The sequence below is a fragment of the Altererythrobacter sp. C41 genome, assembly GCF_016803135.1.
Lineage (GTDB): Bacteria > Pseudomonadota > Alphaproteobacteria > Sphingomonadales > Sphingomonadaceae > Pelagerythrobacter.
On record NZ_JAEVFE010000002.1, the window covers coordinates 124,353 to 146,660 of the forward strand.

A 22,308-nucleotide genomic window follows, 5' to 3' on the forward strand; every position below is an offset into this window, starting at 1 on the left:
CTATCTTCGGTCGCCTGCGAGCGCTACCCCTTCGCGGGCGATGGATTTCTTCTCTGGCCAGCCCGTTCGCCTGCAGCCCTACTTCGGCTATCGGAGCGCCGGTCGCCTGGTGATCGCGGCGCGGGCGCTGCGGTCCGGCAAGCCGGGCTTCGAGAATGGCGGACGGCTCCAGGCGATGCGTACGATGCTTGCGCAGTTCGCCTCGCGCGAGGCGGCCGGGCTCGAGGTGCGGCTCGAGCTGAAGTCGCCCGAGGGCGAAACCTCGGATCATTTCGCGACCACCGACCGGGAAGGTTTCGTCCGTTTCGAGATCGCACTCGGCCAAGGCTGGCCGCTGCCGCGCGATCCGGCGTGGGAGATCGTGTGCCTGCACTGGCTGAACCGCGAAGGGCCACAGTGCGTCGAAGGGCACGTGCTGGTGCCGGGCAGCGCGACGCTGCTGGCGGTGATCTCCGACATCGACGACACGATCGTCGAGACCGGCATTACCGGCGGTTTCCGTCAGTTGATGCGCAACTGGCGCCGCGTGCTGGCCGAGCTGCCGGACGAGAGGATCGCCGTGCCCGGGGTGGATGCGTTCTACGGTGCGCTCGGCGGCGGTGCGGTATTGCCCGGCAAGGGCGGCGCGGGCGATGCGATCCCCGCCACGCACCGGCCGTTCTTCTACGTCTCGTCGAGCCCGTGGAACCTGTTTTCCTACCTCGTCGCCTTCCTGCGGGTCCGGAAACTCCCGCTCGGGCCGCTGCTGCTGCGCGACTGGGGCTTCGATCGGGCGACGCTGGGCAGTGCGAGCCATGGCGAACACAAGCGCGCGGCGATCGATACGGTCATGGCGATGTATCCCGACATCCGCTTCGCGCTGATCGGCGACGACACGCAGGGCGACCTGCCGGCCTATGCCGACGTGGTGAGCGGTAACTTGGGCCGGATCGCCGCGGTGTTCATCCGGACCGCAACCGACGAACCGCTCTCGCCCGAGGAACTCGCCGGCAAGGCGGCGATCGAGGCGGCGGGCGTTCCGCTGTGGCTGGGCGAGAGCTACGCGATCGGGCAGGAATTCCTGCGCGCGGCGGGGCTCAGGCCGCAAGGGGACGCGGCACGGATCGTGGAAACGGTCGAGCAGGCGCACGAGACGTCCTGAGCGTCGTTCGCCGCGCGATCTTCATTGGCGGTTCAGCCCCCGAACCGCTAGCAAGGGGCAATGCCGTTCCTCGCCCGATTCCTCGCGCTGATCGCGGTGCTCTCGCTAATGATCGCGCAGCCCGCGGCGGCGCAGTCGATCCTGCGCGATGCCGAGACCGAGGCGCTGCTCAACGACATGGCCGCGCCGCTGGTCGAGGCTGCCGGCCTCCAGCCCGGCAATGTCGAGATCGTGCTGATCAACGATCCTTCGATCAACGCCTTCGTCGCCGGCGGGCAGGCGGTCTACATCCACACCGGCCTGATCGATGCGGCGGAGACCGCCAACGAGGTCCAGGGCGTGATCGCCCACGAGCTCGGCCACATCACCGGCGGGCATATCATCCGCCATTCCGAAGGGGCGGGCGCGGCGACCAATATCTCGATCCTCTCGCTGCTGCTCGGCGTCGGCGCGGCGCTCGCCGGCGCGGGCGATGCGGCGATGGGCATGATCATGGCCGGACAGCGTGCGGCCCTGGGCAAGTATCTCGCTTTCAGCCGGGTGCAGGAATCCTCCGCCGATGCCGCCGGCGCGGAATATCTTTCCAAGGCGGGCATATCCGGCCGCGGCTCGCTGGCCTTCTTCGGCAAGTTGCAGAACCAGGAATTCCGCTACGGCTACAGTCAGGACGACGAAGTCGCCTTCGGCCGCACGCACCCGCTCTCCGGCGACCGGATCGCGCGTCTGCGCGAGGTCTATGTCAAGGACCCCGCGTGGGAAGCGCCGGACGATGCGGCCCTGCAGCAGCGTTTCGAGCGGGTGAAGGCCAAGCTGTCGGGTTATCAGGAGAAGCCCGAACGGACCCTGCAGGCCTATCCGGAAACGATGACGGGCGTGCCCGCGCGCTATGCCCGGGCTTATGCCTGGCACAAGGACGCGCAGATGGACAAGGCGCTGGCGGAGACCGACGCCCTGCTCGAGATCGCGCCGAACGATCCCTATTTCCTCGAACTCAAGGGTCAGGTCCTGCTCGAATCGGGCCGGCCGGAGGAGGCGATCGAGCCGCTGCGCCGTGCGACGGAGCTGACCCGCAACCAGCCGCTGATCGCCTCGATGTTCGGGCATGCCCTGATCGCCACCGAGGATCGGGCGAATTTCGAGGAGGCCGAGCGGGTGCTGCGCGCGGCCGTCGCGCGCGACCGGCTGAATCCCTTCGCCTGGTACCAGCTCGGCGTGGTCTATGCCGCGCAGGGCGACATGCCGCGGGCGCGCCTGGCAAGTGCGGAGCAGCAGGTGATGAACCGGCAGTTCGCACAGGCGATCCGCAGCGCGCAGGCGGCGGAGGCGGGCCTTCCCGAGGGATCGCCCGACTGGATCCGCGCGCAGGATATCGCGCTCCAGGCCCGCGCCGCGCTTGAACGCGAGCGGGAGCGCCGGTAGCGCTCGCAGCCCCATGACAATACGCCATTACCTTCTCGTCGCGCTTCTCGCGCTTGCGTTCGGCTTTGCCGGGGCCGCCGCATGGTCGCTGAGCGGGCTCGGCGACAAGCACACTCGTGCCTACCTGCTCGACAACCCCGAACTGCTCCCCGAAATGGCCGACCGCTATCAGGCGAAGCAGGCGGAGGAACGGCTGGCACAGGTTGCGGACGAGGTCGAGGTGCCGTTTCCCGGCGCCGTGCTGGGCAATCCCGAGGGCGCGGTGACGCTGGTCGAATTCACCGACTACGGCTGCACCTACTGCAAGATGAGCCAGCCCGAAGTCGCGCGTCTGGTCGAGGAAAACCCGGATCTTCGCGTCGTCATTCGCGAATGGCCGATCTTCCAGGGCAGCGAGGAAGCCGCGCGCATGGCGCTCGCTGCGGCCCGCCAGGGTAAGTACGAGGCGTTCCACGACGCGATGTTCGTGCTCGGCCCGCCCAATGCCGCGAGCATCGAGAAGGCGGCGCAGGCGGCGGCGCTCGACATGGTGGCGGCGCGGCGCTTCGCCGCATCGGACGAAGCCTCCCGCGAACTGGCGAAGAACATGGGGCTTGCCGACAAGCTCGGGTTCTCGGGCACGCCGAGCTGGGTGATCGGCGGCCGCGTGCTCCAGGGGGCGATCGGCTACGACGCGCTGCAGGACGCGGTCGCCGCAGCGCGCGGCTCGTGATCCGCGCCGCGCCGGTGCTCGCGCTGCTGCTGGCGTTGGCGCAGCCGGCGCTGGCCGAAACCCGCGAAGAGGCAGCGGCAGCTGCGCTTGCGGCGCTCCAGCAGAGTGACGCGCGCCTGCTCGCGGTCGGATGGCGGCTCGCCACCGGGAATGCCGCCTATTGCAGCGACGCGCGGCCCGCCGTCGGCCTGCTGTTGCAGGACATGGCCGGCTACGCGGAGCCCGAAGCGATGCGCAAGGCGGCCGGGATCGCCGGCCCGATCGCCGTCCAGGCCGTCGCGCCCGGCTCGCCGGCGGACGCCGCTGGCCTGCGCGCCAACGACGAGATCACGGCGATCGACGGCACGGCGGTCGCCGCTCTACCCGCTGAGGAGGAGGACTGGCGCCGCCTCGCGCGCCTGCACGATACGATCGACTCCTCGCTCGCGGCCGACGGCCTGGTAGGTCTGACGCTGCCGGATCGGGGCGAGGTCACGCTCGAAGGAGTGCCCGCCTGTGCCAGCCGCTTCGAGATCATAGGCGGCGACGGCGCGGCGGCGGAGGGCAGGCGGGTCGTGATCGGGCGCAAGTTCGTGGGTCTCTCCTATCCCGAAGACGAATTCGCCGCGGCTATCGCGCACGAGTTCGCGCACAATCTCCTGCGGCACCGCGTGTGGCTCGACAGGCACGGACGCAAGTGGAAGAACGTGCGCGCGACCGAGCGCGAGGCCGACCGCATGATGCCCTGGCTGCTGGCCAATGCCGGCTACGAGCCTGCGGCTGCGCTGCGTTTCATGCGCCGCTGGGGCCCCGACCACGGCGGCGGCCTGTTCCGCAAGCGCACGCACGAGGGATGGGACGAGCGCGCCGAGACGATCGAGGCCGAAATCGCGCTGGTGGAGGCCGTCCGCGCCCCGGATGGCAGCGCCGACTGGTCGCGCCATTTCGTGCGGGAGGTCGCCGACTAGGCCGGCGAACGGACCCGCCTATTCGGCGGCTTCGGCCTGCTCGTCGAGCTGGTAGAGGCTCGCCAGCGGCCTCGCCATCACCCGGCGCACCATCGGCTCGAAGAACGTGAGCGGCTCGCTCTCGTACTCGGGATCGAAGGCGGCCTGGTCGTACTTTTCGCAGAACTCGGCGCAGGCTTCGAAATGCTCGCTTCCGCGGAACGCCTCGCGCGCATCCTTGTCCATGCCGAGATAGTGGAAGTAGTAATACCCTTGGAAATGGCCGTGGTGCTGGCAGATCCAGTGCAGTTCCTCGCGCACGAAGGGCTTGATGATCGAGGCGGCGACTTCCGGATGGTTGTAGCTGCCCAGCGTATCGCCGATGTCGTGCAGCAGCGACATGACGACATATTGCTCGTCGCGTCCGTCGCGGTGGGCGCGCGTCGCGGTCTGCAGCGAGTGCTCGAGCCGGCAGACCGGAAAGCCGCCGAAATCGCCGTCGAGCAATCGCAGATGCTCGAGCACGCGGTCGGGCAGGCCCTTGGCGAACTGGCGATACTCGCCGCCGATGATCGCCCAGTCCTGCGCCGTGCCTTCCTTCATCTCGCGGAACTTCGCGCGCTCCGCAGCGCTGTGAAGCGTGTGATCGGTAGCGTTCATCACCAGCTCTCCCTTTGCGGACATCCTAGCGCGCCCCGGCGGGCACGCCAAAACAATCTGACGAATGCGGCGGAAATCGGCTAAAGCGCTGGTCATGGCCGTGCTGCCTTCACAACCCGCGCCGTTCTTCGCCAACAAGAACAGCGCCTTCTGGAACCTGCAGTTCGTCGGCTGGGGCGGGGCGATGGTGCTGCGCGCGGTCACGGCGATCGCGAACGGGCAGTCATTCGATTTCGTGGTTCCGGTGGTGATCGAGATCATCGCCGGCTTTTCGATCAGCCTCGTCCTCTCGGTCATCTATCGCAAGTTGATCAACCGCCGCCCGCTGGTGACCTGGGGATTGACCGCGATCGTGCTTGCGGTCGCGGTGTGCATCTACGCCGCGATCGACGGCTGGGTGTTCACGCTCTATCGCCCGCAGAGCGAATCGAGCTTCGCGACGCTCCTGCTCGGCATCTCGATCCTGCCGCTGACGCTGCTCTGCACCTGGTCAGCGCTCTATTACGCCATCAACTACTTCCTCCAGGTGGAGGAGCAGGCCGATCGGCTCGAACGGCTGGAGGCGCAGGCGACCAGTGCGCAGCTTGCCATGCTGCGCTACCAGCTCAACCCGCACTTCCTGTTCAACACGCTCAATTCGATCAGCACCCTGGTGCTGCTCAAGCAGACCGAGCCGGCCAATGCGATGCTGACCCGGCTGTCCTCGTTCCTGCGGCACACGCTGATCAGCCAGCCGGGCGGCAAGGTGACGCTGGCGCAGGAAGTCGAGACGCTCAAGCTCTACCTCGGGATCGAGCGCATGCGGTTCGAGGAACGGCTGCGGACCGAATTCAGCATCGAGCCCGCCGCGGCGCATGCCCGCCTGCCTTCGATGCTGCTCCAGCCGCTGGTCGAAAACGCGATCAAGTACGCGGTTTCGGCGCAGGAAGAAGGCGCGCGGATCAGCGTTGCGGCTCGACTCGTCGGAAACCGTCTGCGCGTCACCGTTTCCGACACCGGCCCGGGCTTGCAACAGGGCCCGCTGCGCCCCAGCCTCCCCGCTGCAATCACGGGCGAGGGACGAGCGGTTTCGACCGGGGTCGGTCTCGCCAATATCAGGAACCGGCTTGCACAGGCCTATGGCGACGACCACCTGTTCGAAATCCGCACGCCGCCCGAAGGCGGCTTCACCGTAATGATCGAGATCCCGCACGATTCCGCCGGGGCGGAGGAACCCGACGCCCCCCCACCGCGTATTTCCGGGAATTCTCCGCCTCCCCCTCCTGCCGCGCAGATCACCAAGCGGCCAATCGGAACCAAAGCATGACCATCCGCACCATCATCGTCGACGACGAGAAACTTGCCATACAGGGCCTTCAGGTCCGTCTCGAGGCGTTCGAGGACGTCGAAGTGATCGAGACTTGCGCCAACGGGCGCGAGGCGATCCGCAAGATCAAGACCGAGAAACCCGATCTGGTCTTCCTCGACATCCAGATGCCGGGCTTCGACGGGTTCTCGGTGGTCAAGGGCGTGATGGAGATCGAGCCGCCCCTGTTCGTCTTCGTCACCGCCTTCCAGGAACACGCCATCCGCGCGTTCGAGGCGAATGCGGTCAACTACCTGATGAAGCCGGTCGACCCGGACAAGCTGGCCGATACGATAGAGCGCGTACGCCAGCGCCTGGCGGAGAAGCGCTCGGCCGAAGACGCGGAAAAGCTGCTCAACGTGCTCAGCGAAGTGGCGCCCGACGCGGCCGAGGAATTCGCCGAGAGCGAGAGCGAGTCGAGCGACCGGTTCGAGAAGCTGATCAACGTGAAGGACCGCGGGCAGATCTTCCGCGTCGAAGTCGGCTCGATCGAGCACATCGAGGCTGCCGGCGACTACATGTGCATCTACACCGGCGACAATTCGCTGATCCTGCGCGAGACGATGAAGGATCTCGAACGGCGGCTGGACCCGCGCAAGTTCCAGCGCGTGCACCGTTCGACCATCGTTAATCTCGATCAGGTCCGCCAGGTGCGGCCGCACACGAACGGCGAATGCTTCCTCGTGCTCGACAGCGGCGCGGAAGTGAAGGTCAGCCGCAGCTACCGCGACGTCGTCGCGCGCTTCGTGCACTGATCCGCCCGGGGAGCATGCCCATGCTCCCCCGAAAGTGCGCCGGTCAGGCGGTCAGCCGCTCGTCCATCAGCTTCTGCAGGTCGGCTTCGGGCCGTGCGCCATAGTGGCTGATCACTTCGGCGGCGGCGATCGCGCCGCGGCGCAGGCAGGTTTCGAGCGGTTCGCCGTTGACATGCCCGTAGAGGAAGCCCGCGGCGAAGAGGTCGCCCGCGCCGGTGGTGTCGACGACCTGGTCGATCGGCTCGGCGGCGACCCGTGCCCGCTCGCCGCCGGAGAGCGCGATCGCACCGTCCGCGCTGCAGGTCACGATCAGCGTCGGCACTTTGTCCCTTAGCGCAGCGAGGCCGGCTTCGAGGTCGTTCTCGCCGGTCAGCGCGGCGAGTTCGAGGTGGTTGGCGAACAGGATGTCGATCAGCCCGTCGTCGATCAGCGTCCGGAAATCGTCGCCGTGGCGCTCGATCACGAAGACTTCCGACAGGGTGAAGGCGACCTTGCGGCCGGCGGCGCGGGCCGCCTCGATCGCGCGGCGCATGGCCGCGCGCGGCTCCTCAGGATCCCACAGGTAGCCTTCGAGATAGAGGATCTTTGCCGCGGCGACCGCTTCGGCGTCGAGCGTGGCCGGCGGCAGGTACTGGCTCGCCCCGAGGAAGGTGTTCATCGTGCGCTGCGCATCGGGCGTGACGAAGATCAGGCAGCGCGCGGTGGGCGGATCGCCCCGGCGCGGCGGCGTGTCGAAATCGATGCCCACCGCGCGGATGTCGTGCGCGAAGACGTCGCCGAGCTGGTCGTCGGCGACCTGGCCGATGAAGGCGCACTGCGCGCCCAGCGCGGAGAGACCCGCGAGCGTATTGGCCGCCGATCCGCCGGAGATCTCCCGCGCCGGCCCCATCGCGTCGTAGAGCTCCTGCGCGCGGGCGGTGTCGACGAGGGTCATCCCGCCCTTGTTCAGGCCGAGCTCCTCGATCAGCTCCTCGTTGCACGGGGCCATCACGTCGACGATGGCATTGCCGATGGCGATTACGTCGTAGCGCGGTTCGGGCGTCTGCTGAGTCACGGCGAATCCTGATTGTCCGGGAAAGCGCCGCGCCTAGCCGCTGCCGGTTCTCGCGCCAAGGCTTTGCGATTGACTTGGCCTGCCGGCCCGGCCCATTCCCTCGCGCGATGCTTTCGCTTCCCTCAGCTCTGGGCCGCGCGGCCGGTCAGTTGACCGATCCCGCCGTGCTGCGCGTGCTGGCCAAGTCGATCGCGGTGACGCTGGCGATCTTCCTTGCGCTGGGCATCGGAGCGGCGGCGGGGATCGAGGCGCTGCTCGCGCGGTGGGAGATCGCCAGCAGCGACGAGATCGGCGCGCTGGTGGGGCTGGTCCTGATGCTGGTCGGGGGCTGGCTGCTGTTCCGCATCGTCGCGCTGGCGGTGCTGCAGTTCTTCGCCGACGACGTCGTCCGCGCGGTGGAGCTGAAGCATTATCCGCAGGCGCGTGCGAGCGCGCGCGATCCGGGCTGGCGCGAGGAGCTGGGGATGAGCGCGCGGGCCACACTGCGCGCGGTGCTCGCCAATCTCGCGGCGCTGGTGCTCGCGATCCCGCTGCTGTTCACCGCGATCGGTCCTGCGGTGCTGTTCTGGACGGTCAACGCCTGGCTGCTCGGGCGCGAGCTGCAGGATCTCGCCTGGGCCCGGCATCGCCACACGCGGGGCGCAGAAGCGCCGATCCGGGCGCCCGAGCGGTTCCTGCTCGGCGGCGTGGTCGCGGGCCTGCTCGCAGTGCCTTTCGTCAACCTGCTCGCGCCGGTGATCGGCGCGGCCGCGGCCGTCCATCTCGTCCATCGCAGCAAGGAAGGTTCCGTTGCAGCATAGAATACTCGTTCTCGCGCTGCTGCCGCTGCTCGGCGCGTGCGTCTCCGCCATTCCTTCGGCACCTGCGCCTGGCGGCACCGCGCCGCCCTCCGCGCGCCCATCGGCGCCGCCGCCCACCCGGCCCGCGCCGCCGCAGGGCGGAGGAGGCTTCCGCGCGCCGCGCGTCATGAACATGGCGGGGCTGGAGGGTGTCATCGGCGCCGATGCGGAGGCGCTCCAGCGCACGTTCGGCATCGCGCGGCTCGACGTGCGCGAAGGCGACGTGCGCAAGCTGCAATACAACGGTGAAGCCTGCGTGCTCGACGTCTACCTCTATCCGCTGCGTCCAGGCGCGGAGCCGACGGCGACCTATGTCGACGCCCGCCGCTCCTCCGACGGGCTCGACGTCGACCGCGCGGCCTGCGTTGCGGCACTGCGCCGCAGGTGAGCGGCAGACCGAGCCCGATCGTAACCCGCTTTTAACCATCGGAGCCGGAAACTTGCCTCCTGAACCGGCAGGAGGGCGAGGCCATGACCATCCAGTTCGCCGATATCGCACGCGCCACCGCGGCCGACGGCGAAATCTCCGCTCCGCACTTGCTTGCGCTGCGCCAGCTCGAATGGGACGCGGGGCGGATCGGCCGCGAGGAAGCCGAGGAGATCCTCGCGCTCAACCGCACCTTGTCCCGCCCCAGCGGTGAATGGACCGACTTTTTCGTAGAGACGCTGAGCGCCTACCTGCTCGACGGCAGCGCCGCGCGCGACCGCTGCAGCGAGGATGCCGCGCGGTGGCTGACCGGCGCGCTGGACGCTCTCGGCGGGCTGGCGACGATGGCTGAGCTCGAACTGCTCGTGCGCGTCATCGAACGCGCCGAGCGGGCGCCCGAAAGCCTGCGATGCTATGCGCTGGCCGCGATCGAGACGGCGGTGCTGACCGGCGCGGGACCGACGCGGGTCGGCGGGCGACTTGGCGCGCCTCGCATCACCGGCGCCGAGTGCCGCCTCGCGCGGCGTATCCTCTTCGCCGGCCAAGGCCCGGTTTGCGCAAGCCCGCCGGCAGGGGCGTTCCTGTCGCGGATCGACCGCGCCACGCAGGGCGGCGACAACTCGCTCGAATGGCGGGCACTGCTCGATGCGCCGGGCGGCGTCAGCCCCAGTATTTCATGTTGATCGTGATCGACTTCACGCCGTCGCCGACCGGGAACGCCGTCTTCGTGTAGCTCGGCTTGCCGAGATTGAAGATGTTGATGCTCGGGTCGTTCGACATGCCGCCGCCGTCTTCGCGCAGGTCGGTGTCGCCGTTGCCGTTGAGATCATGGCGCACCGCAACGGCATAAGTGCCGGCAGAAGGCACCGGCAGGCAGAAGGTCATCGTGCCGCGCTGGGCCGGAGTTTCCACGCGGTGGAGCCACTTGCCCTTCTTGAGCCATTCGGAACTGGTGCCGCGATAGGTCTGCACGCGCATCGTGCCGCGGGAGGCTTTCACGCCCTTGACCGTCACCTTCACGGCCGGGCCGCTGCCGGCGCTGCACCGGCCGAGATCGTTGGAAATCTTCTGCTGATAGGCCTGCGCCGGCGCGGTCGCCAGCAGGCCGGCCGTGAGCATCGCGCCGGCGGCAATTCCGAGGGTTTTCCTGAGAGTCATCGTCTGCTGCGGTCCATCGTTGCTGCGGGGGAGGTGGAGCGGCAATCCATGCCGCCGGGTACGGCGATGGCCGACCCCTGTCTTGGCAATGCATCTGCGGTGCGCGGCCTTAATTGGCCCTGAATTCCCCGCCGGACAACCGTTCATCGCCGGAACGACTCGCCTCGTGCGCACGATGTGGAAAAGGTGGCGGTGCGCGCTTGTCGTGATTCCGCTCGCGATCTAGGCGGAGTTTCCCGCCGTTTGCAATGCGATCGACCATGGCCGCGCCGCTTATCTCCCCCTCCGTCCTGTCCGCCGACTTCGCCCGTCTGGGCGAGGAAGTGCGTGCGATCGACGCCGCCGGCGCCGACTGGATCCACATCGATGTGATGGACGGGCATTACGTCCCCAACATCACCATCGGCCCGGCGGTGGTGAAGGCGCTGCGCCCGCACACCGACAAGCCGTTCGACGTCCACCTGATGATCAGCCCGGTCGACGCCTATCTGGAGGCGTTCGCCGAAGCCGGCGCCGATATCATCACCGTTCATCCTGAGGCGGGCCCGCACGTGCACCGCACGCTGCAGGCGATCCGCGCGCTGGGCAAGAAGGCGGGGGTCGTGCTCAATCCCGGGACCCCGCCCGAGGCGCTCGAATACCTGCTCGACCTCGCCGACCTGGTGCTGGTGATGAGCGTCAATCCCGGGTTCGGCGGGCAGGGCTTCATCGACAGCCAGTTGCGCAAGACCGAGGCGATCCGCAGCATGATCGACGCCAGCGGGCGCGACATCCGGCTGGAGGTCGACGGCGGCGTGAACGAGGAGACCGCGCGGCTCTGCGTCGCTGCCGGTGCCGACGTGCTCGTCGCCGGCTCCGCCACTTTCAAGGGCGGGCCGGGGCGCTACGCCGCCAATATCGCCGCCCTGAGGGGGGAAGGCTGATGGACCGCGTGGCGCCGCTCGCCGATAGAGGCGCCCGCGACGCCGACGATCGCGACTGGGCGGAGCCCGCGCTGCCTCTGCACACGCACGCCGGCGACGATCTGGTCCGGCGGGAGAAGACCAGGCACGAAAGAGACAGGCGCGAAGTGCTCGAACCCGGCCGCTCGCTGGCCCTCTCCGATCTCGCGCCGCCCCCGCTCGGTGCCGGCGAGCGGCTGATCCGCCTCGCCTACAGCATGGGCGTCTCGGGGTCGACGCTCACCGCGCCGTTCGCCAAGCCGGCCAAGCCGCGGCTGCTCGGCACGGTCGAGAGCCCCTACGTGGGCGACCGGGCGGCCGGCGTCGCGCTGCGCGCCGGGCATTTCCTTATCTACGGAGTCAAGGCGCCGATCGCGCAGATGGAATTCGATTCGGTCGCGCGGCTGACCCCGCCGTTCGAGCGGACCGTTCACGGCTTCGGGTGGCTGCGCGATCTTGCCGCCAGCGCACCGCGCGAACAGTGCCTCGCCACGGCCGAGCGCCTGCTGCGTGCCTGGCTCGACGCCAATCCCGCGCCCGGGAAGGGAGCGGCGTGGCAGATCGAGCATGTCGGCAACCGCCTGCGCAACTGGCTGGTCTTCGCACCGCTGATCCTGTCCGGCGAAGGGACGCAGCTTCGCGGGCAGACGCTCGCCGCTATCGCGGAGACCGCGCGCTGGCTCGATCGCAAGGTCGGGAAGGCGGAGGACGGGCCCGGCGCGGTGGCCGGCTGGACGGCGCTCGCCGCCGCCGGGCTGCTGCTGCCCGACGGCAAGCCGCGCCGGCTCTATGCCGAGGCCGGGCTCGCGCGGGCGCTCGGCGAACTGGTGGCGGAGGACGGCGGTGTCCTCTCGCGCAGCCCGCTGGCGCAGATGGACGCGATCGCCGCGCTGGTGGATCTGCGCGCCTGCTACGAGGCGGTGAAGCGCAATCCCCCGCAAGTGCTGGAGACCATGTTGCAACTGCTCGTGCCGCCGCTGCTCTCGCTGCTGCACGGCGATGGGGGGCTCGGGAGCTGGCAGGGCGCGGGCGCGATCGGCGCGGATCGCGTTTCCGCGCTGGTCGAAGCGAGCCGCGTGCGCACGCGGCCGCTCAAGGAAGCACGCCAGTGGGGCTACCAGCGGGTCGCCGCGCACAAGTCGGTCCTGATCGTCGATACGGCGCCTCCGGCGCTGCCGCGTCACGCCCGCGCCGGCTGCGCCTCGACCCTGGCGTTCGAGTTCTCGGTCGACGGGCAGCGCATGGTCGTCAATTGCGGGGGGGCGGCGTTCGCGGGCGGGCAGGTGCCCGTGCGGATCGAGCAGGGCTTGCGCGCGACTGCGGCGCACTCGACATTGGTATTGGACGAGGCGAACTCGACCGCCGTGCTGCTGGGCGGCAAGCTCGGCAGTGGGGTCAACGAAGTCGAGGTCGATCGCCGCACGCTCGATCTCAACGGCGGCAGTGCGACCCGGATCGAGGCGAGCCACGATGGTTACGCCCCGCGCTACGGCCTCCTGCACCGCCGCATCCTGATCCTGCGCGACAACGGCCATGAACTGCGCGGTGAAGACGTGTTGCTGCCCGCGGGCAAGACTGGCAAGCGCGGAAAGATCGCGTTCGCGATTCGCTTCCACCTCGGTCCCGGGATCGAGGCGCGCCTGTCGGAAGACGGCAAGGGAGCCGGCCTCGCGCTGCCCGACGGCAGCTACTGGCAGTTCCGCTTGCCGCAGGGCGACGGGGCGGGCGATCTGGCGATCGAGGAAAGTCTGTGGATCGACGGACTGGGCAAGCCCCATCCGATCGAACAACTGGTCATTCAAGGGATGACATCGCGCAGCGGGGGAAGTTTCTCCTGGCTGCTCAAGAAGATGGGATAGAATTCGAGTGAGCGACGTGACGATCAGGCGGGCACTGCTTTCGGTGTCCGACAAGAGCGGTTTGGTGGATCTGGGTGCGAAGCTGGCCAAGGGCGGCGTCGAGCTCGTTTCCACCGGCGGCACGGCGCGCGCTCTGCGCGAGGCCGGATTGACCGTGCGCGACGTCTCCGACCTCACCGGCTTTCCCGAGATGATGGACGGGCGGGTCAAGACGCTGCACCCGATGGTCCACGGGGGTCTGTTGGCGGTGCGCGACAACCCCGAACATGCCGCGGCGATGGAAACCCACGAAATCGGCGCGATCGATTTGGTCGTGGTCAATCTCTACCCGTTCGAGGCGACCGTCGCACGCGGCGCCGAGCGCGAGGAGATCATCGAGAATATCGATATCGGCGGGCCCAGCATGGTCCGCTCCGCGGCGAAGAACCATCAGTTCGTGACCATCGTCACCGATCCGGCCGACTACGACGACCTGCTGGACGAACTCGCCGCGCACGATGGCGGCACCTCACTCGAGTTCCGCCGCAAGATGGCGGCCAAGGCCTTCGCCGCGACGGCCGCCTACGATTCGATGATCAGCCAGTGGTTCGCTTTCGCCGACCAGGGCGAGACCTTTCCCGAGATGCTGGCGGTCAACGGCCGCCGCGTGACCGAGCTGCGCTATGGCGAGAACCCGCACCAGCAGGCCGCGCTCTATACGCCCGTGGGCCCGCACGCGCGCGGCATCGCGCAGGCCGAGCAGCTCCAGGGCAAGGAGCTCAGCTACAACAACTACAGCGACGCCGACGCCGCGCTGGAGCTCTGCGCCGAGTTCGCGGGCGGCGATCCCGCCGTGGTGATCGTCAAGCATGCCAACCCCTGCGGCGTCGCCCAGCGCGGGTCCCTGCTGGACGCGTGGAACGAAGCGCTCGCCTGCGACAGCGTCTCGGCCTTCGGCGGGATCGTCGCGGTCAACACGGAGCTCGACGGGCCGACGGCGGAGGCGATCTGCGAGATCTTCACCGAAGTCGTGATTGCGCCCTCGGTGAGCGAGGAGGCGCGCGCCGCCTTCGCGAAGAAGAAGAACCTGCGCCTGCTCGTCACCGGCGAGCTGCCCGATCCGCGCCGCAGCGGCCTGTCGGTCAAGCCGATCACCGGCGGACTGCTGGTGCAGAGCCGCGACAATGGGGCGATCGCTCTGGCCGACCTCAAGGTCGTGACAGAGCGCGAGCCGACCGAGCAGGAGCTCAAGGACTGCCTGTTCGCCTGGACGGTGGCGCGCCACGTCAAGTCGAACGCGATCGTCTATGCGAAGGACGGCGCGACGGCGGGCATCGGTGCCGGGCAGATGAACCGCCGCGATTCGAGCCGCATCGCCGCGATGAAGGCGGCCGAAGCGGCGGAGGAATACGGCTGGGCAGCATCGCGCGCGGTGGGGAGCGCGGTCGCATCCGACGCCTTCTTCCCTTTCGCCGACGGTCTCCTCGCCGCGGCCGAAGCCGGCGCAACGGCCGTGATCCAGCCCGGCGGTTCGATCCGTGACGATGAAGTCATCGCCGCCGCCAACGCGGCGGGCCTGGCGATGGTCTTCACCGGGATGCGACACTTTCGCCACTAGGGCGTAAACGCAAAGTTGGCGCGGGCACTCGCGCCCGCCTCTTTCGTAAACCGATCCCGAACACCATGTTCAGTCACCCGCAAGCGCGGCCTGCTAGACCGCGTGGCAAGATATTTGCGAAAAAAGACGAATCCGATGAACCTGTTCAAGACCGACCTCTTTCGTAACTTTGCCATCGGCTTCGCCGCGGGCGCCGTGATCGTCGCCCTCCAGGCTTCGCCCGACATCGTCGGTGCGGTCCTGCCGCAGGCCGAGGCCGCCGTCTTGAAGTGAAGCCCGCTCTTGCGCCTCTCGGTGCATGTCTGCTGGCGCTGAGTGCCTGTCAGCAACCCGCCCATCTGGCGCAAAGCATCGTCCAGGCCCCGGCTCCAGAGCGTGTCGCGCGCGAAAGCCCCGGCCTGAAAACCGCGATCTTCGCCGGCGGTTGCTTCTGGGGCGTCGAAGGCGTTTTCAGCCATGTGAAAGGGGTGACCGGCGCGGTCTCCGGATATCACGGCGGCACCCGCCGGCAGGCGCGTTACGATCTCGTCGCCACCGGCCTGACCGACCATGCCGAAGCTGTCGCGGTCACCTACGATCCCGCGCAGGTTCGTTACGACGAACTGGTCCGCATCTTCTTCTCCGTCGTGGTCGATCCGACGCTCCGCAACCGCCAGGGCCCGGACGAAGGCACGCACTACCGCACCGCACTGATTCCCCTCGATGCGGAGCAGCGTGCGGTCGCCGCGGCCTATCTCGACCAGATGGAGGCCTCCCGCCTGTGGGACGCGCCGATCGTGGCCGCGATCGAACCCTATCGGGCATTCTATCCCGCGGAGGATCGCCATCAGGACTTCGCGGCCCGCAATCCGGGCCACGGATATGTCCTGCGCTGGGATCGGCCCCGGATCGCCGCCCTCGAGAGGCTTTATCCCCGCCTACACCGCGCCGCTTCCGCACGCGATTGAGTGGCGCGCGAGCGATGCAATCGCTATATCTGCAAGCATGGCGACCCAGCACGAACATTCACACCACGAACACCACGGCAGCGAGCTCATCACGGCAGCGCGCGACGCGCTCGTCGCGGCAGGCGAGCAGTGGACCGGAATGCGCGAGTCGGTGTTCGAGGAACTCGCACGCCACGAACGCCCCGCCTCCGCCTACGACATAGCCGACAACCTCTCAGCTGCACGCGGCAAGCGGGTGGCGCCCAACAGCGTCTACCGCATCCTCGACCTGTTCGTGGCGAACAACCTGGCCATGCGGGTCGAAAGCGCCAACGCCTATCTCGCCAACACCCACCCTGGGTGCGAGCACGACTGCATCTTCCTGGTCTGCGACGAATGCGGGGAAGCGACCCACGTCGACGACGACACCGTCTCGGGCGGCGTGCGCGGCGTCGCCAGGGCCAGCCGCTTCCAGACGCGGCGCCCGATCATCGAGGTGCGCGGCCTGTGCGAGACCTGCGCCGGCTGACGCGCACGGCAACGCGTTCATCGACAGTCACGCTTCGCCCGTGTAAAGCTTTGCCATGAGTCAACGCCCCGACACGCCTCTGCTCGACACCATCGCCACGCCGCAGGATCTTCGCCGGATCGACAGGAGCCGCCTGCGCCAGCTTTCCGACGAGCTCCGCACCGAAATGATCGACGCGGTCGGCAGCACCGGCGGGCATCTCGGCTCCGGCCTCGGCGTGGTCGAGCTGACCGTCGCGATCCACTACGTCTTCAACACGCCCGACGACAAGCTGATCTGGGATGTCGGCCACCAGGCCTATCCGCACAAGATCCTCACCGGCCGGCGCGACCGCATCCGCACCTTGCGCCAGGGCGGCGGCCTCTCGGGTTTCACCAAGCGCAGCGAGAGCGAGTACGACCCGTTCGGGGCGGCCCACTCCTCGACCTCGATCTCGGCCGGTCTCGGCTTCGCGGTGGCCAACAAGCTGAACGATCGCCCGGGCAAGGCGATCGCGGTGATCGGCGACGGGGCGATGAGCGCCGGCATGGCCTACGAGGCGATGAACAATGCCGAACAGGCGGGCAACCGGCTGATCGTGATCCTCAACGACAACGACATGTCGATCGCGCCGCCCGTGGGCGGGCTCTCGGCCTATCTCGCGCGCATGGTCTCCTCCAGCGAGTACATGGGTCTGCGCAGTCTCGCCTCGCGCATCTCGAAGAAACTCAGCCGGAGGGTTCACTCGGGGCTGGAGAAGGCCGAGGAATATACCCGCGGCATGGTCACCGGCGGCACGCTGTTCGAGGAGCTCGGCTTCTACTACGTCGGCCCGATCGACGGGCACGACCTCGACCATCTGATCCCGGTGCTCGAGAACGTGCGCGACAGCGAGCAGGGGCCGATCCTGGTTCATGTCGTGACCAAGAAGGGCAAGGGCTACGGTCCGGCCGAGGACAGCGCCGACAAGTACCATGGCGTCGCCAAGTTCGACGTCATCACCGGCGAGCAGAAGAAGTCGAGCGGCGGCCCGCCCGCCTATCAGAACGTGTTCGGCGACACGCTGGCGAAGCTCGCCGAAACCGATCCGCGCATTTGCGCCATCACTGCCGCCATGCCGAGCGGTACGGGCGTCGACCGGTTCGCCAAGGCGCACCCGGAGCGCGCGTTCGACGTCGGCATTGCAGAGCAGCATGGGGTCACCTTTGCTGCCGGCCTTGCCGCGCAGGGCATGCGGCCCTTCGCCGCGATCTATTCGACCTTCCTCCAGCGCGCCTACGACCAGGTCGTTCACGACGTCGCGATCCAGAACCTGCCGGTGCGCTTTGCGATCGACCGAGCGGGGCTGGTCGGCGCCGACGGGGCGACGCATGCCGGCGCGTTCGACGTGACCTATCTCGCCAGCCTGCCCAACTTCGTCGTCATGGCTGCGGCGGACGAGGCCGAGCTGGTCCACATGACCTACACCGCCGCCGAGTATGACATGGGGCCGATCGCCTTTCGCTATCCGCGCGGCGCCGGCGTCGGCGTGCCGCTGCCGGAGACACCGGAGAAGCTCGAAATCGGCAAGGGCCGCGTGGTGCGCGAAGGCAGCAAGATCGCCCTGCTCAGCCTCGGCACGCGGCTGCACGAGGCGCTCAAGGCTGCCGACCAGCTCGAGGCCAAGGGCCTGTCGACCACCGTCGCCGACATGCGCTTCGCCAAGCCGCTCGATACCGCACTGATCGAGAAGCTCATGCGCACGCACGAAGTGGTCGTGACGATCGAGGAAGCCGCGATCGGCGGTCTCGGCGCCCACGTCCTCACCTTCGCCAGCGACGAAGGGCTGACCGACGCCGGGCTCAAGATCCGCACCATGCGCCTGCCCGACTTGTTCCAGGACCACGACGATCCGGCGAAGCAGTACGACGAGGCCCGCCTCAACGCGCCGCACATCGTCGAGACGGTGCTCAAGGCGCTACGCCACAACAGCGCCGGCGTGGCGGAAGCGCGAGCCTGAGGGCCTTCCTAGGGCTGAATCCATAGCCATACGCCGGCGGGGACGCCGGCCGCGTGGATGTGCGACCAGGTGATCACCAGCCACAGGACCAGCGCGGCGAGCCACAGCAGCAAGCCTGCGCGCGGGAGCGCCGTCCAGCGGGGCCAGTAGGTCGTCCGGATTTCCCACGCGCTCCAGGCCTCTCCCATCACGGAGCGCTTCTTGCGGTCCTGCATGTGTGCGCCGACGAGGGCGAGGAACAGCACGGCGCCCGCGACGATCAGCGTGCGCACGCTCCACCACAGCGCGATGTGCGACATGGCCCAGAGCGCGAAGCCCCACATCATCGGATGGCGCGTGACGGCGAAGACGCCGTCGGGCTCCCGGCTCGCCATCGCCTCCGCCCGCGGATCGGGCAGCGCCGGGTTCTTCCGCAGCGAGCCGAGGAACAGCACGAGTGCGGGGAGCGTGAGCACGGTGGCGACGATCCACCCGGTCTGCCCCGATCCGCCGAGGTCAGCCGGCGGTGCGGCGCGGAAGGCGAGCGCCATCCAGGCGAAGGTCGCCAATGCGACAAGCGAATAGAGGCCGAGGAACGGCCCCGTTCCCACCGCCCGTACCAGCGGCGCACGCAAGGGATGGGACAGCGCGAAATGCGTGCCGACGAAAGCGATCGCGGCGGCGCTCAGCGACAGAAGAGCTTCATTCACGACATTTCTCCCGAAACGCCATTTCAGTAGCAAATAAAAACCTATTCTGCAATCAGCCCGTTTCGCCGCCGATCGCGATCAGCTCGATCTTGAACAGCAGCGTCGCATTGCCGGGGATCGGGCCCTTGCCCCTGGGACCATAGGCGAGATCGGCCGGCGCGGCGATCTCGATCGTGTCGCCGACACCCATCTGGGGGATGGCCAGCTTCCACGCAGGGATCAGCTTGCCGAGCGGGAAGGTTGCCGGCTCGCCGCGGTCCCACGAGCTGTCGAAGGTCGTCCCGTCGGTCAGCGTCCCGGCATAGTGGACGGTCACCGTGTCCTCGACCGTCGGATGCGGTCCGGTGCCGTCGCCCGACACGCGCCGGATGCGCAGGCCGCCGGGCAGGGTGCCCCACCCGTCCTCCGGCTTGAGACGAGCCAGCGCGGCCTGCTGCTCGTTGTGCCAGGCGGCGTCTTGTGATCGGTCCGGCACCGGATCCTGCGCGAGCGCGGGGACGAGCGCGCAGGTCGCGACGGCCAGCGCCGCCGCACCGAGCGCACCCAGCGTGGCCGAAGCGCCTGCCGGGCGCGGCGGGACCTTACCAGTCATAGGCCTTCGGCAGTTCGCTCTCGTCCAGATCGCGGTAGCGGTTGCGCAGGCCGGTCTGGTGATTCTCGAGCGGCTGTTCGACGCCGTCGACATAGACCCGCACCGGGGCCGAGGTCACTTCGAGCGGGTCGCCGTCCCACACCACCACGTCGCCGGCCGCGCCGGGCTTCAGCACGCCGAGCCGGCCGCCGAAACCGCTGATCTCGGCCGGGATCGAGGTGATGCTCGCCAGCGCCTCGCCCCAGCTCAGCCCGGCAGCCCGGGGAATGGAGGCAAGAGCGACGAGATTGCCCGCGAAGTGCGGCAAATAGCGCGGCTGCTCCATCGCGGCGGCATTGATCGCCACTTTCACGCCGGCGTCCTGCATGCGGCCGATATTGCTCTGGGTGGAGGCAAGCTGCTCGAACCGTGCGGGCAGGTCCGTCAGCGCATCGGCGATCACCGGAACGCCTGCAGCAGCGATCTCGTCCGCCACCATCCAGCCCTCGCTGGCGCCGACGATCACCAGGTCGAGCCGCGGAAACTCCTGCCGCAGCGCCAGGACCGAGCGGATGTCGGCCGCGCGCTCGACATGGACGTAGAGCGGCTGGCGGCCCGCCACCACCGGCACCAGGGCCGCGGCGTCGAAACGCGTCAGCAGGACATCGGTCGCGCGCTCTGCATCGCTCTCGACCAGGCGCGGGTCGATCGGGATGTCGTCGCCCGTGCTCACTTCGGCCGGGCGGCTCGGGCCCCCGACGAGGCCGGATTCCTCGCCGAAGCGCGAGGCTTCGCGCAGCGCGTTGCGGAGAAGCGTGTGTGCCGCCGTGCGGCTGCCGCCGGCCAGGCGCCCGCCCGTTTCGCCGAGCTCGACGAACTGGAACGCACGCGGGCGGTCGATGGCCTGCGGATCGTCGCCCAGGTCGATCATCGCGCCCTGTCCGGCGAAGATCGAGCTGGCGGCGGACGGCGCGACCGCAGCGCGCGTGATCCCCGCCGCCCGGCTGACCAGGATATGCTGCGAGCGGCGGTTGATCGAGGTGGCGACATCGAGCGCCGCGCTGAACGGCGAACTGCGGGCCGCCGTGTCGTTGCTCTCGCCCACGGCGCCGACGTCTACCAGGCCGAGATCGGTCACGGTGGCGAAGATGCCGGGGGTGACCCAGGTACCGCTTCCGTCAGAAACCGGCACGCCCGCGGGCACCTGCACGTTCGCGCCGGCGGCGACGACCTTGCCCCCCCGTACGATCACGGTGGCGTTCTCGATCGGCGCGCTGCCGTCGCCGGTCGCGACGGTGGCGTTGGTGATGGCGAAATCCTGCGCTCCGGCGGGTGCTGCGAGAGCCAGAGCGGCGGAGGCGGCGAGAAGCGTGCGTCCGATCATTTCACGTCTCCTTCACCGGGCTGGCCGAGTTCGAAGTCGCTCACCGGCCGGCGCTGCGGGTCGTTGGCGTCGAACATCAGCGCGCCGTCGATCCAGACTTTCTCGGGCCGTGAATAGACCGACAGCGGATCGCCGTTCCACAGCACCACGTCGGCCATCTTGCCGGCCGCGAGGCTGCCGGTCACGTCGTCGATCCCCATCGCCTTGGCGGCGTTGAGCGTGAACCAGCCGACCACTTCCGCATCGGGGATCTGGATGCCCATGCGGGCGCCGGCGGCCTGGGCCTTGGCGGCGTCCTGATTGAGCCGCTGGATGCCGTTTTCGCTGTCGGAGTGGATCACCACGCAGGCGCCCGCCTGGTAGAGCAGCGCGGCGTTTTCGGGGATGCCGTCGTAGGCTTCCATCTTGAAGCCGTACCAGTCGGACCAGATCGCGCTGCACACGTCGTTCTCGCGCAACAGGTCGCCGATCTTGTAGGCTTCGACCGCGTGGTGGAAGGCCGTGACGCGGTAGCCCATCTCCTTGCCCATATCCATCACCAGCGCCATCTCGTCGGCGCGATAGCAGTGGTTGTGGATGAGGATCTCGCCGTCGAGCACGCCGGCGAGCGTTTCCTTGCCGAGATCGCGCTCGTCCCGGTCGCCTGCGGCATATTCGTGCGCGTCGATCCAGGTCTGCCGGTTGACGGCGAAGTTGCCCATGCGGGTCGAAGGCGTGCGGCCCTTGCTGCCGTAGACGCGCTTGGGGTTCTCGCCGCAGGCCATCTTGAGGCCGTAGGGCGCGCCGGGGAACTTCATGCCCTGGACGGTGCGGCTCGGCACGTTCTTGAGCGTGACCGAGCGGCCGCCCATCAGGTTGGCCGAGCCGGGCAGGATCTGCAGCGAGGTGACGCCGCCGTTGGCGAGCGCGCGGGTGAAGCCCGGATCCTGCGGCCAGACCGAATGCTCGGCCCAGACTTCGGGCGTGGTCGGGGCGGTCGCCTCGTTGCCGTCCGAATGGGCGTCGACCGAGGGGGTCGGATAGTCGCCCAGGTGGCTGTGGATGTCGATCACCCCGGGGGTGACAAACTTGCCGGTGCCGTCGATCCGCGTGTAGCCCGCCGGGATCGCGAGATCCGCGCCGCCTACGCCGACGACCTTGCCGTCGGCGAACAGCACCGTCCCGTTGTCGATCCGCCCACCGGCCCCGTCATAGACCGTCGCGCCGACCAGCGCGGTCGGCACGCCCGGGTAGGGCTGGTAGGTCGAGGGATAGGGCGTGTCGGGATAGTCGTAGGCGCTCGCGGACTTCGCGGAATCGCCGGACCCTTCGGTGGTTGCGCACGCGGCCAGCGCCGCCGTGGCGGTCGCCGCGAGAAGGACGCGGATGGCTGCTCTCATTCGGATGCCCCCCAGAACT

Annotated in this window: 23 protein-coding genes; 16 read left to right on the plus strand and 7 right to left on the minus strand. The window is 68.7% G+C overall.

The features are described 5' to 3' along the window. Nucleotides 1–40: 40 nt before the first annotated feature. The 4 genes from JNO53_RS04495 to JNO53_RS04510 are packed head-to-tail and all read left to right on the plus strand — an operon-like array spanning nucleotide 41 to nucleotide 4,219. Nucleotides 41–1,141 carry an App1 family protein gene (locus JNO53_RS04495; protein ID WP_203108120.1) on the plus strand — a complete coding sequence of 367 codons (1,101 nt, stop codon included), beginning with the start codon at nucleotides 41–43 and terminating at the stop codon, nucleotides 1,139–1,141. Between the two features lie 60 nt (nucleotides 1,142–1,201). After that, complete coding sequence (locus tag JNO53_RS04500) at nucleotides 1,202–2,560, plus strand: M48 family metalloprotease (RefSeq protein ID WP_203108122.1); 1,359 nt, start codon at nucleotides 1,202–1,204, stop codon at nucleotides 2,558–2,560. A gap of 13 nt (nucleotides 2,561–2,573) precedes the next feature. Continuing rightward, nucleotides 2,574–3,272, plus strand: coding sequence for a DsbA family protein (locus JNO53_RS04505; protein ID WP_203108124.1), 699 nt, complete (start codon nucleotides 2,574–2,576; stop codon nucleotides 3,270–3,272). Further along, the gene (locus JNO53_RS04510; RefSeq protein ID WP_203108126.1) at nucleotides 3,269–4,219 is read left to right on the plus strand and encodes a PDZ domain-containing protein; all 951 of its coding nucleotides are present in this window, start codon (nucleotides 3,269–3,271) and stop codon (nucleotides 4,217–4,219) included. The genes JNO53_RS04505 and JNO53_RS04510 overlap by 4 nt, the downstream gene beginning before the upstream one ends. Nucleotides 4,220–4,237: 18 nt before the next feature. Here the strand turns inward: JNO53_RS04510 and JNO53_RS04515 are convergent, their stop codons facing one another. Continuing rightward, entirely contained in the window at nucleotides 4,238–4,858 is a 621-nt protein-coding gene (locus tag JNO53_RS04515) for an HD domain-containing protein (RefSeq protein ID WP_203108128.1), read from the minus strand. Between the two features lie 94 nt (nucleotides 4,859–4,952). On the opposite strand from JNO53_RS04515, the gene JNO53_RS04520 reads away from it, so the two are divergent. Further along, nucleotides 4,953–6,164 carry a sensor histidine kinase gene (locus tag JNO53_RS04520; protein ID WP_203108130.1) on the plus strand — a complete coding sequence of 404 codons (1,212 nt, stop codon included), beginning with the start codon at nucleotides 4,953–4,955 and terminating at the stop codon, nucleotides 6,162–6,164. Beyond that, on the plus strand, nucleotides 6,161–6,958 hold the full coding sequence (locus JNO53_RS04525) for a LytR/AlgR family response regulator transcription factor (RefSeq protein ID WP_203108132.1): 798 nt from the start codon (nucleotides 6,161–6,163) through the stop codon (nucleotides 6,956–6,958). The genes JNO53_RS04520 and JNO53_RS04525 overlap by 4 nt, the downstream gene beginning before the upstream one ends. Nucleotides 6,959–7,001: 43 nt before the next feature. Here JNO53_RS04525 and JNO53_RS04530 read toward each other — a convergent pair whose 3' ends face one another. Continuing rightward, complete coding sequence (locus JNO53_RS04530; protein WP_443111158.1) at nucleotides 7,002–8,012, minus strand: adenosine kinase; 1,011 nt, start codon at nucleotides 8,010–8,012, stop codon at nucleotides 7,002–7,004. Nucleotides 8,013–8,119: 107 nt separating this feature from the next. On the opposite strand from JNO53_RS04530, the gene JNO53_RS04535 reads away from it, so the two are divergent. The 3 genes from JNO53_RS04535 to JNO53_RS04545 all read left to right on the plus strand — a co-directional run bounded on the left by JNO53_RS04535 (nucleotide 8,120) and on the right by JNO53_RS04545 (nucleotide 9,961). Further along, nucleotides 8,120–8,812: an EI24 domain-containing protein gene (locus JNO53_RS04535; RefSeq protein ID WP_203108134.1), complete on the plus strand. Its 693-nt coding sequence runs from the start codon at nucleotides 8,120–8,122 to the stop codon at nucleotides 8,810–8,812. Continuing rightward, on the plus strand, nucleotides 8,802–9,239 hold the full coding sequence (locus JNO53_RS04540; protein ID WP_238401647.1) for a hypothetical protein: 438 nt from the start codon (nucleotides 8,802–8,804) through the stop codon (nucleotides 9,237–9,239). Before JNO53_RS04535 ends, JNO53_RS04540 begins: the two co-directional genes overlap by 11 nt. Nucleotides 9,240–9,322: 83 nt before the next feature. Continuing rightward, a complete protein-coding gene (locus tag JNO53_RS04545) occupies nucleotides 9,323–9,961 on the plus strand; it encodes a hypothetical protein (protein ID WP_203108136.1) in 639 nt (212 codons plus the stop codon). Here JNO53_RS04545 and JNO53_RS04550 read toward each other — a convergent pair. Further along, nucleotides 9,939–10,436: a DUF2141 domain-containing protein gene (locus JNO53_RS04550; protein ID WP_203108138.1), complete on the minus strand. Its 498-nt coding sequence runs from the start codon at nucleotides 10,434–10,436 to the stop codon at nucleotides 9,939–9,941. The two genes, JNO53_RS04545 and JNO53_RS04550, sit on opposite strands and share 23 nt — an antisense overlap. A 260-nt stretch (nucleotides 10,437–10,696) precedes the next feature. Between JNO53_RS04550 and rpe the strand changes: the two genes are divergently transcribed. From rpe to dxs, 7 genes are all read left to right on the plus strand, one after another. After that, a complete protein-coding gene (rpe, locus tag JNO53_RS04555; RefSeq protein WP_203108141.1) occupies nucleotides 10,697–11,359 on the plus strand; it encodes a ribulose-phosphate 3-epimerase in 663 nt (220 codons plus the stop codon). Then, nucleotides 11,359–13,236, plus strand: a complete 1,878-nt coding sequence (locus tag JNO53_RS04560) for a heparinase II/III family protein (RefSeq protein WP_203108142.1) — start codon at nucleotides 11,359–11,361, stop codon at nucleotides 13,234–13,236. Before rpe ends, JNO53_RS04560 begins: the two co-directional genes overlap by 1 nt. Nucleotides 13,237–13,243: 7 nt before the next feature. After that, a complete protein-coding gene (gene purH, locus JNO53_RS04565; protein ID WP_203108144.1) occupies nucleotides 13,244–14,833 on the plus strand; it encodes a bifunctional phosphoribosylaminoimidazolecarboxamide formyltransferase/IMP cyclohydrolase in 1,590 nt (529 codons plus the stop codon). A gap of 135 nt (nucleotides 14,834–14,968) precedes the next feature. Next, nucleotides 14,969–15,106 (plus strand): hypothetical protein, encoded by a 138-nt coding sequence (locus tag JNO53_RS04570; protein ID WP_165271764.1) that lies wholly within the window; start codon nucleotides 14,969–14,971, stop codon nucleotides 15,104–15,106. Continuing rightward, nucleotides 15,103–15,780 carry a peptide-methionine (S)-S-oxide reductase MsrA gene (gene msrA, locus JNO53_RS04575; protein ID WP_203108146.1) on the plus strand — a complete coding sequence of 226 codons (678 nt, stop codon included), beginning with the start codon at nucleotides 15,103–15,105 and terminating at the stop codon, nucleotides 15,778–15,780. Before JNO53_RS04570 ends, msrA begins: the two co-directional genes overlap by 4 nt. Before the next feature lie 37 nt (nucleotides 15,781–15,817). Then, nucleotides 15,818–16,288 carry a Fur family transcriptional regulator gene (locus JNO53_RS04580; protein WP_203108148.1) on the plus strand — a complete coding sequence of 157 codons (471 nt, stop codon included), beginning with the start codon at nucleotides 15,818–15,820 and terminating at the stop codon, nucleotides 16,286–16,288. Nucleotides 16,289–16,343: 55 nt separating this feature from the next. Then, nucleotides 16,344–18,266 (plus strand): 1-deoxy-D-xylulose-5-phosphate synthase, encoded by a 1,923-nt coding sequence (gene dxs, locus JNO53_RS04585; RefSeq protein WP_203108150.1) that lies wholly within the window; start codon nucleotides 16,344–16,346, stop codon nucleotides 18,264–18,266. Nucleotides 18,267–18,274: 8 nt separating this feature from the next. On the opposite strand, the gene JNO53_RS04590 is transcribed toward dxs, so the two are convergent. Genes JNO53_RS04590 through JNO53_RS04605 form a run of 4 tightly spaced genes read right to left on the minus strand, consistent with a single transcriptional unit; the run spans nucleotide 18,275 to nucleotide 22,289 of the window. After that, on the minus strand, nucleotides 18,275–18,955 hold the full coding sequence (locus JNO53_RS04590) for an NnrU family protein (protein WP_203108152.1): 681 nt from the start codon (nucleotides 18,953–18,955) through the stop codon (nucleotides 18,275–18,277). Nucleotides 18,956–19,007: 52 nt separating this feature from the next. Next, nucleotides 19,008–19,547, minus strand: a complete 540-nt coding sequence (locus tag JNO53_RS04595; RefSeq protein ID WP_203108154.1) for an FKBP-type peptidyl-prolyl cis-trans isomerase — start codon at nucleotides 19,545–19,547, stop codon at nucleotides 19,008–19,010. Next, nucleotides 19,537–20,910 carry an amidohydrolase family protein gene (locus JNO53_RS04600; protein ID WP_203108156.1) on the minus strand — a complete coding sequence of 458 codons (1,374 nt, stop codon included), beginning with the start codon at nucleotides 20,908–20,910 and terminating at the stop codon, nucleotides 19,537–19,539. The genes JNO53_RS04595 and JNO53_RS04600 overlap by 11 nt, the downstream gene beginning before the upstream one ends. Next, entirely contained in the window at nucleotides 20,907–22,289 is a 1,383-nt protein-coding gene (locus tag JNO53_RS04605) for an amidohydrolase (RefSeq protein WP_203108158.1), read from the minus strand. Before JNO53_RS04605 ends, JNO53_RS04600 begins: the two co-directional genes overlap by 4 nt. Nucleotides 22,290–22,308: the final 19 nt, after the last annotated feature.

Coding starts and splice junctions, on each gene's coding strand:
- JNO53_RS04560 (WP_203108142.1), top strand. CDS start 11,359: ATGGACCGCGTGGCGCCGCTCGCCGATAGAGGCGCCCGCGACGCCGAC.
- JNO53_RS04535 (WP_203108134.1), top strand. CDS start 8,120: ATGCTTTCGCTTCCCTCAGCTCTGGGCCGCGCGGCCGGTCAGTTGACC.
- dxs (WP_203108150.1), top strand. CDS start 16,344: ATGAGTCAACGCCCCGACACGCCTCTGCTCGACACCATCGCCACGCCG.
- JNO53_RS04495 (WP_203108120.1), top strand. CDS start 41: ATGGATTTCTTCTCTGGCCAGCCCGTTCGCCTGCAGCCCTACTTCGGC.
- JNO53_RS04515 (WP_203108128.1), bottom strand. CDS start 4,858: ATGAACGCTACCGATCACACGCTTCACAGCGCTGCGGAGCGCGCGAAG.
- JNO53_RS04580 (WP_203108148.1), top strand. CDS start 15,818: ATGGCGACCCAGCACGAACATTCACACCACGAACACCACGGCAGCGAG.
- rpe (WP_203108141.1), top strand. CDS start 10,697: ATGGCCGCGCCGCTTATCTCCCCCTCCGTCCTGTCCGCCGACTTCGCC.
- JNO53_RS04520 (WP_203108130.1), top strand. CDS start 4,953: ATGGCCGTGCTGCCTTCACAACCCGCGCCGTTCTTCGCCAACAAGAAC.
- JNO53_RS04525 (WP_203108132.1), top strand. CDS start 6,161: ATGACCATCCGCACCATCATCGTCGACGACGAGAAACTTGCCATACAG.
- JNO53_RS04600 (WP_203108156.1), bottom strand. CDS start 20,910: ATGATCGGACGCACGCTTCTCGCCGCCTCCGCCGCTCTGGCTCTCGCA.
- JNO53_RS04605 (WP_203108158.1), bottom strand. CDS start 22,289: ATGAGAGCAGCCATCCGCGTCCTTCTCGCGGCGACCGCCACGGCGGCG.
- JNO53_RS04595 (WP_203108154.1), bottom strand. CDS start 19,547: ATGACTGGTAAGGTCCCGCCGCGCCCGGCAGGCGCTTCGGCCACGCTG.
- JNO53_RS04570 (WP_165271764.1), top strand. CDS start 14,969: ATGAACCTGTTCAAGACCGACCTCTTTCGTAACTTTGCCATCGGCTTC.
- JNO53_RS04505 (WP_203108124.1), top strand. CDS start 2,574: ATGACAATACGCCATTACCTTCTCGTCGCGCTTCTCGCGCTTGCGTTC.
- JNO53_RS04545 (WP_203108136.1), top strand. CDS start 9,323: ATGACCATCCAGTTCGCCGATATCGCACGCGCCACCGCGGCCGACGGC.
- JNO53_RS04500 (WP_203108122.1), top strand. CDS start 1,202: ATGCCGTTCCTCGCCCGATTCCTCGCGCTGATCGCGGTGCTCTCGCTA.
- JNO53_RS04550 (WP_203108138.1), bottom strand. CDS start 10,436: ATGACTCTCAGGAAAACCCTCGGAATTGCCGCCGGCGCGATGCTCACG.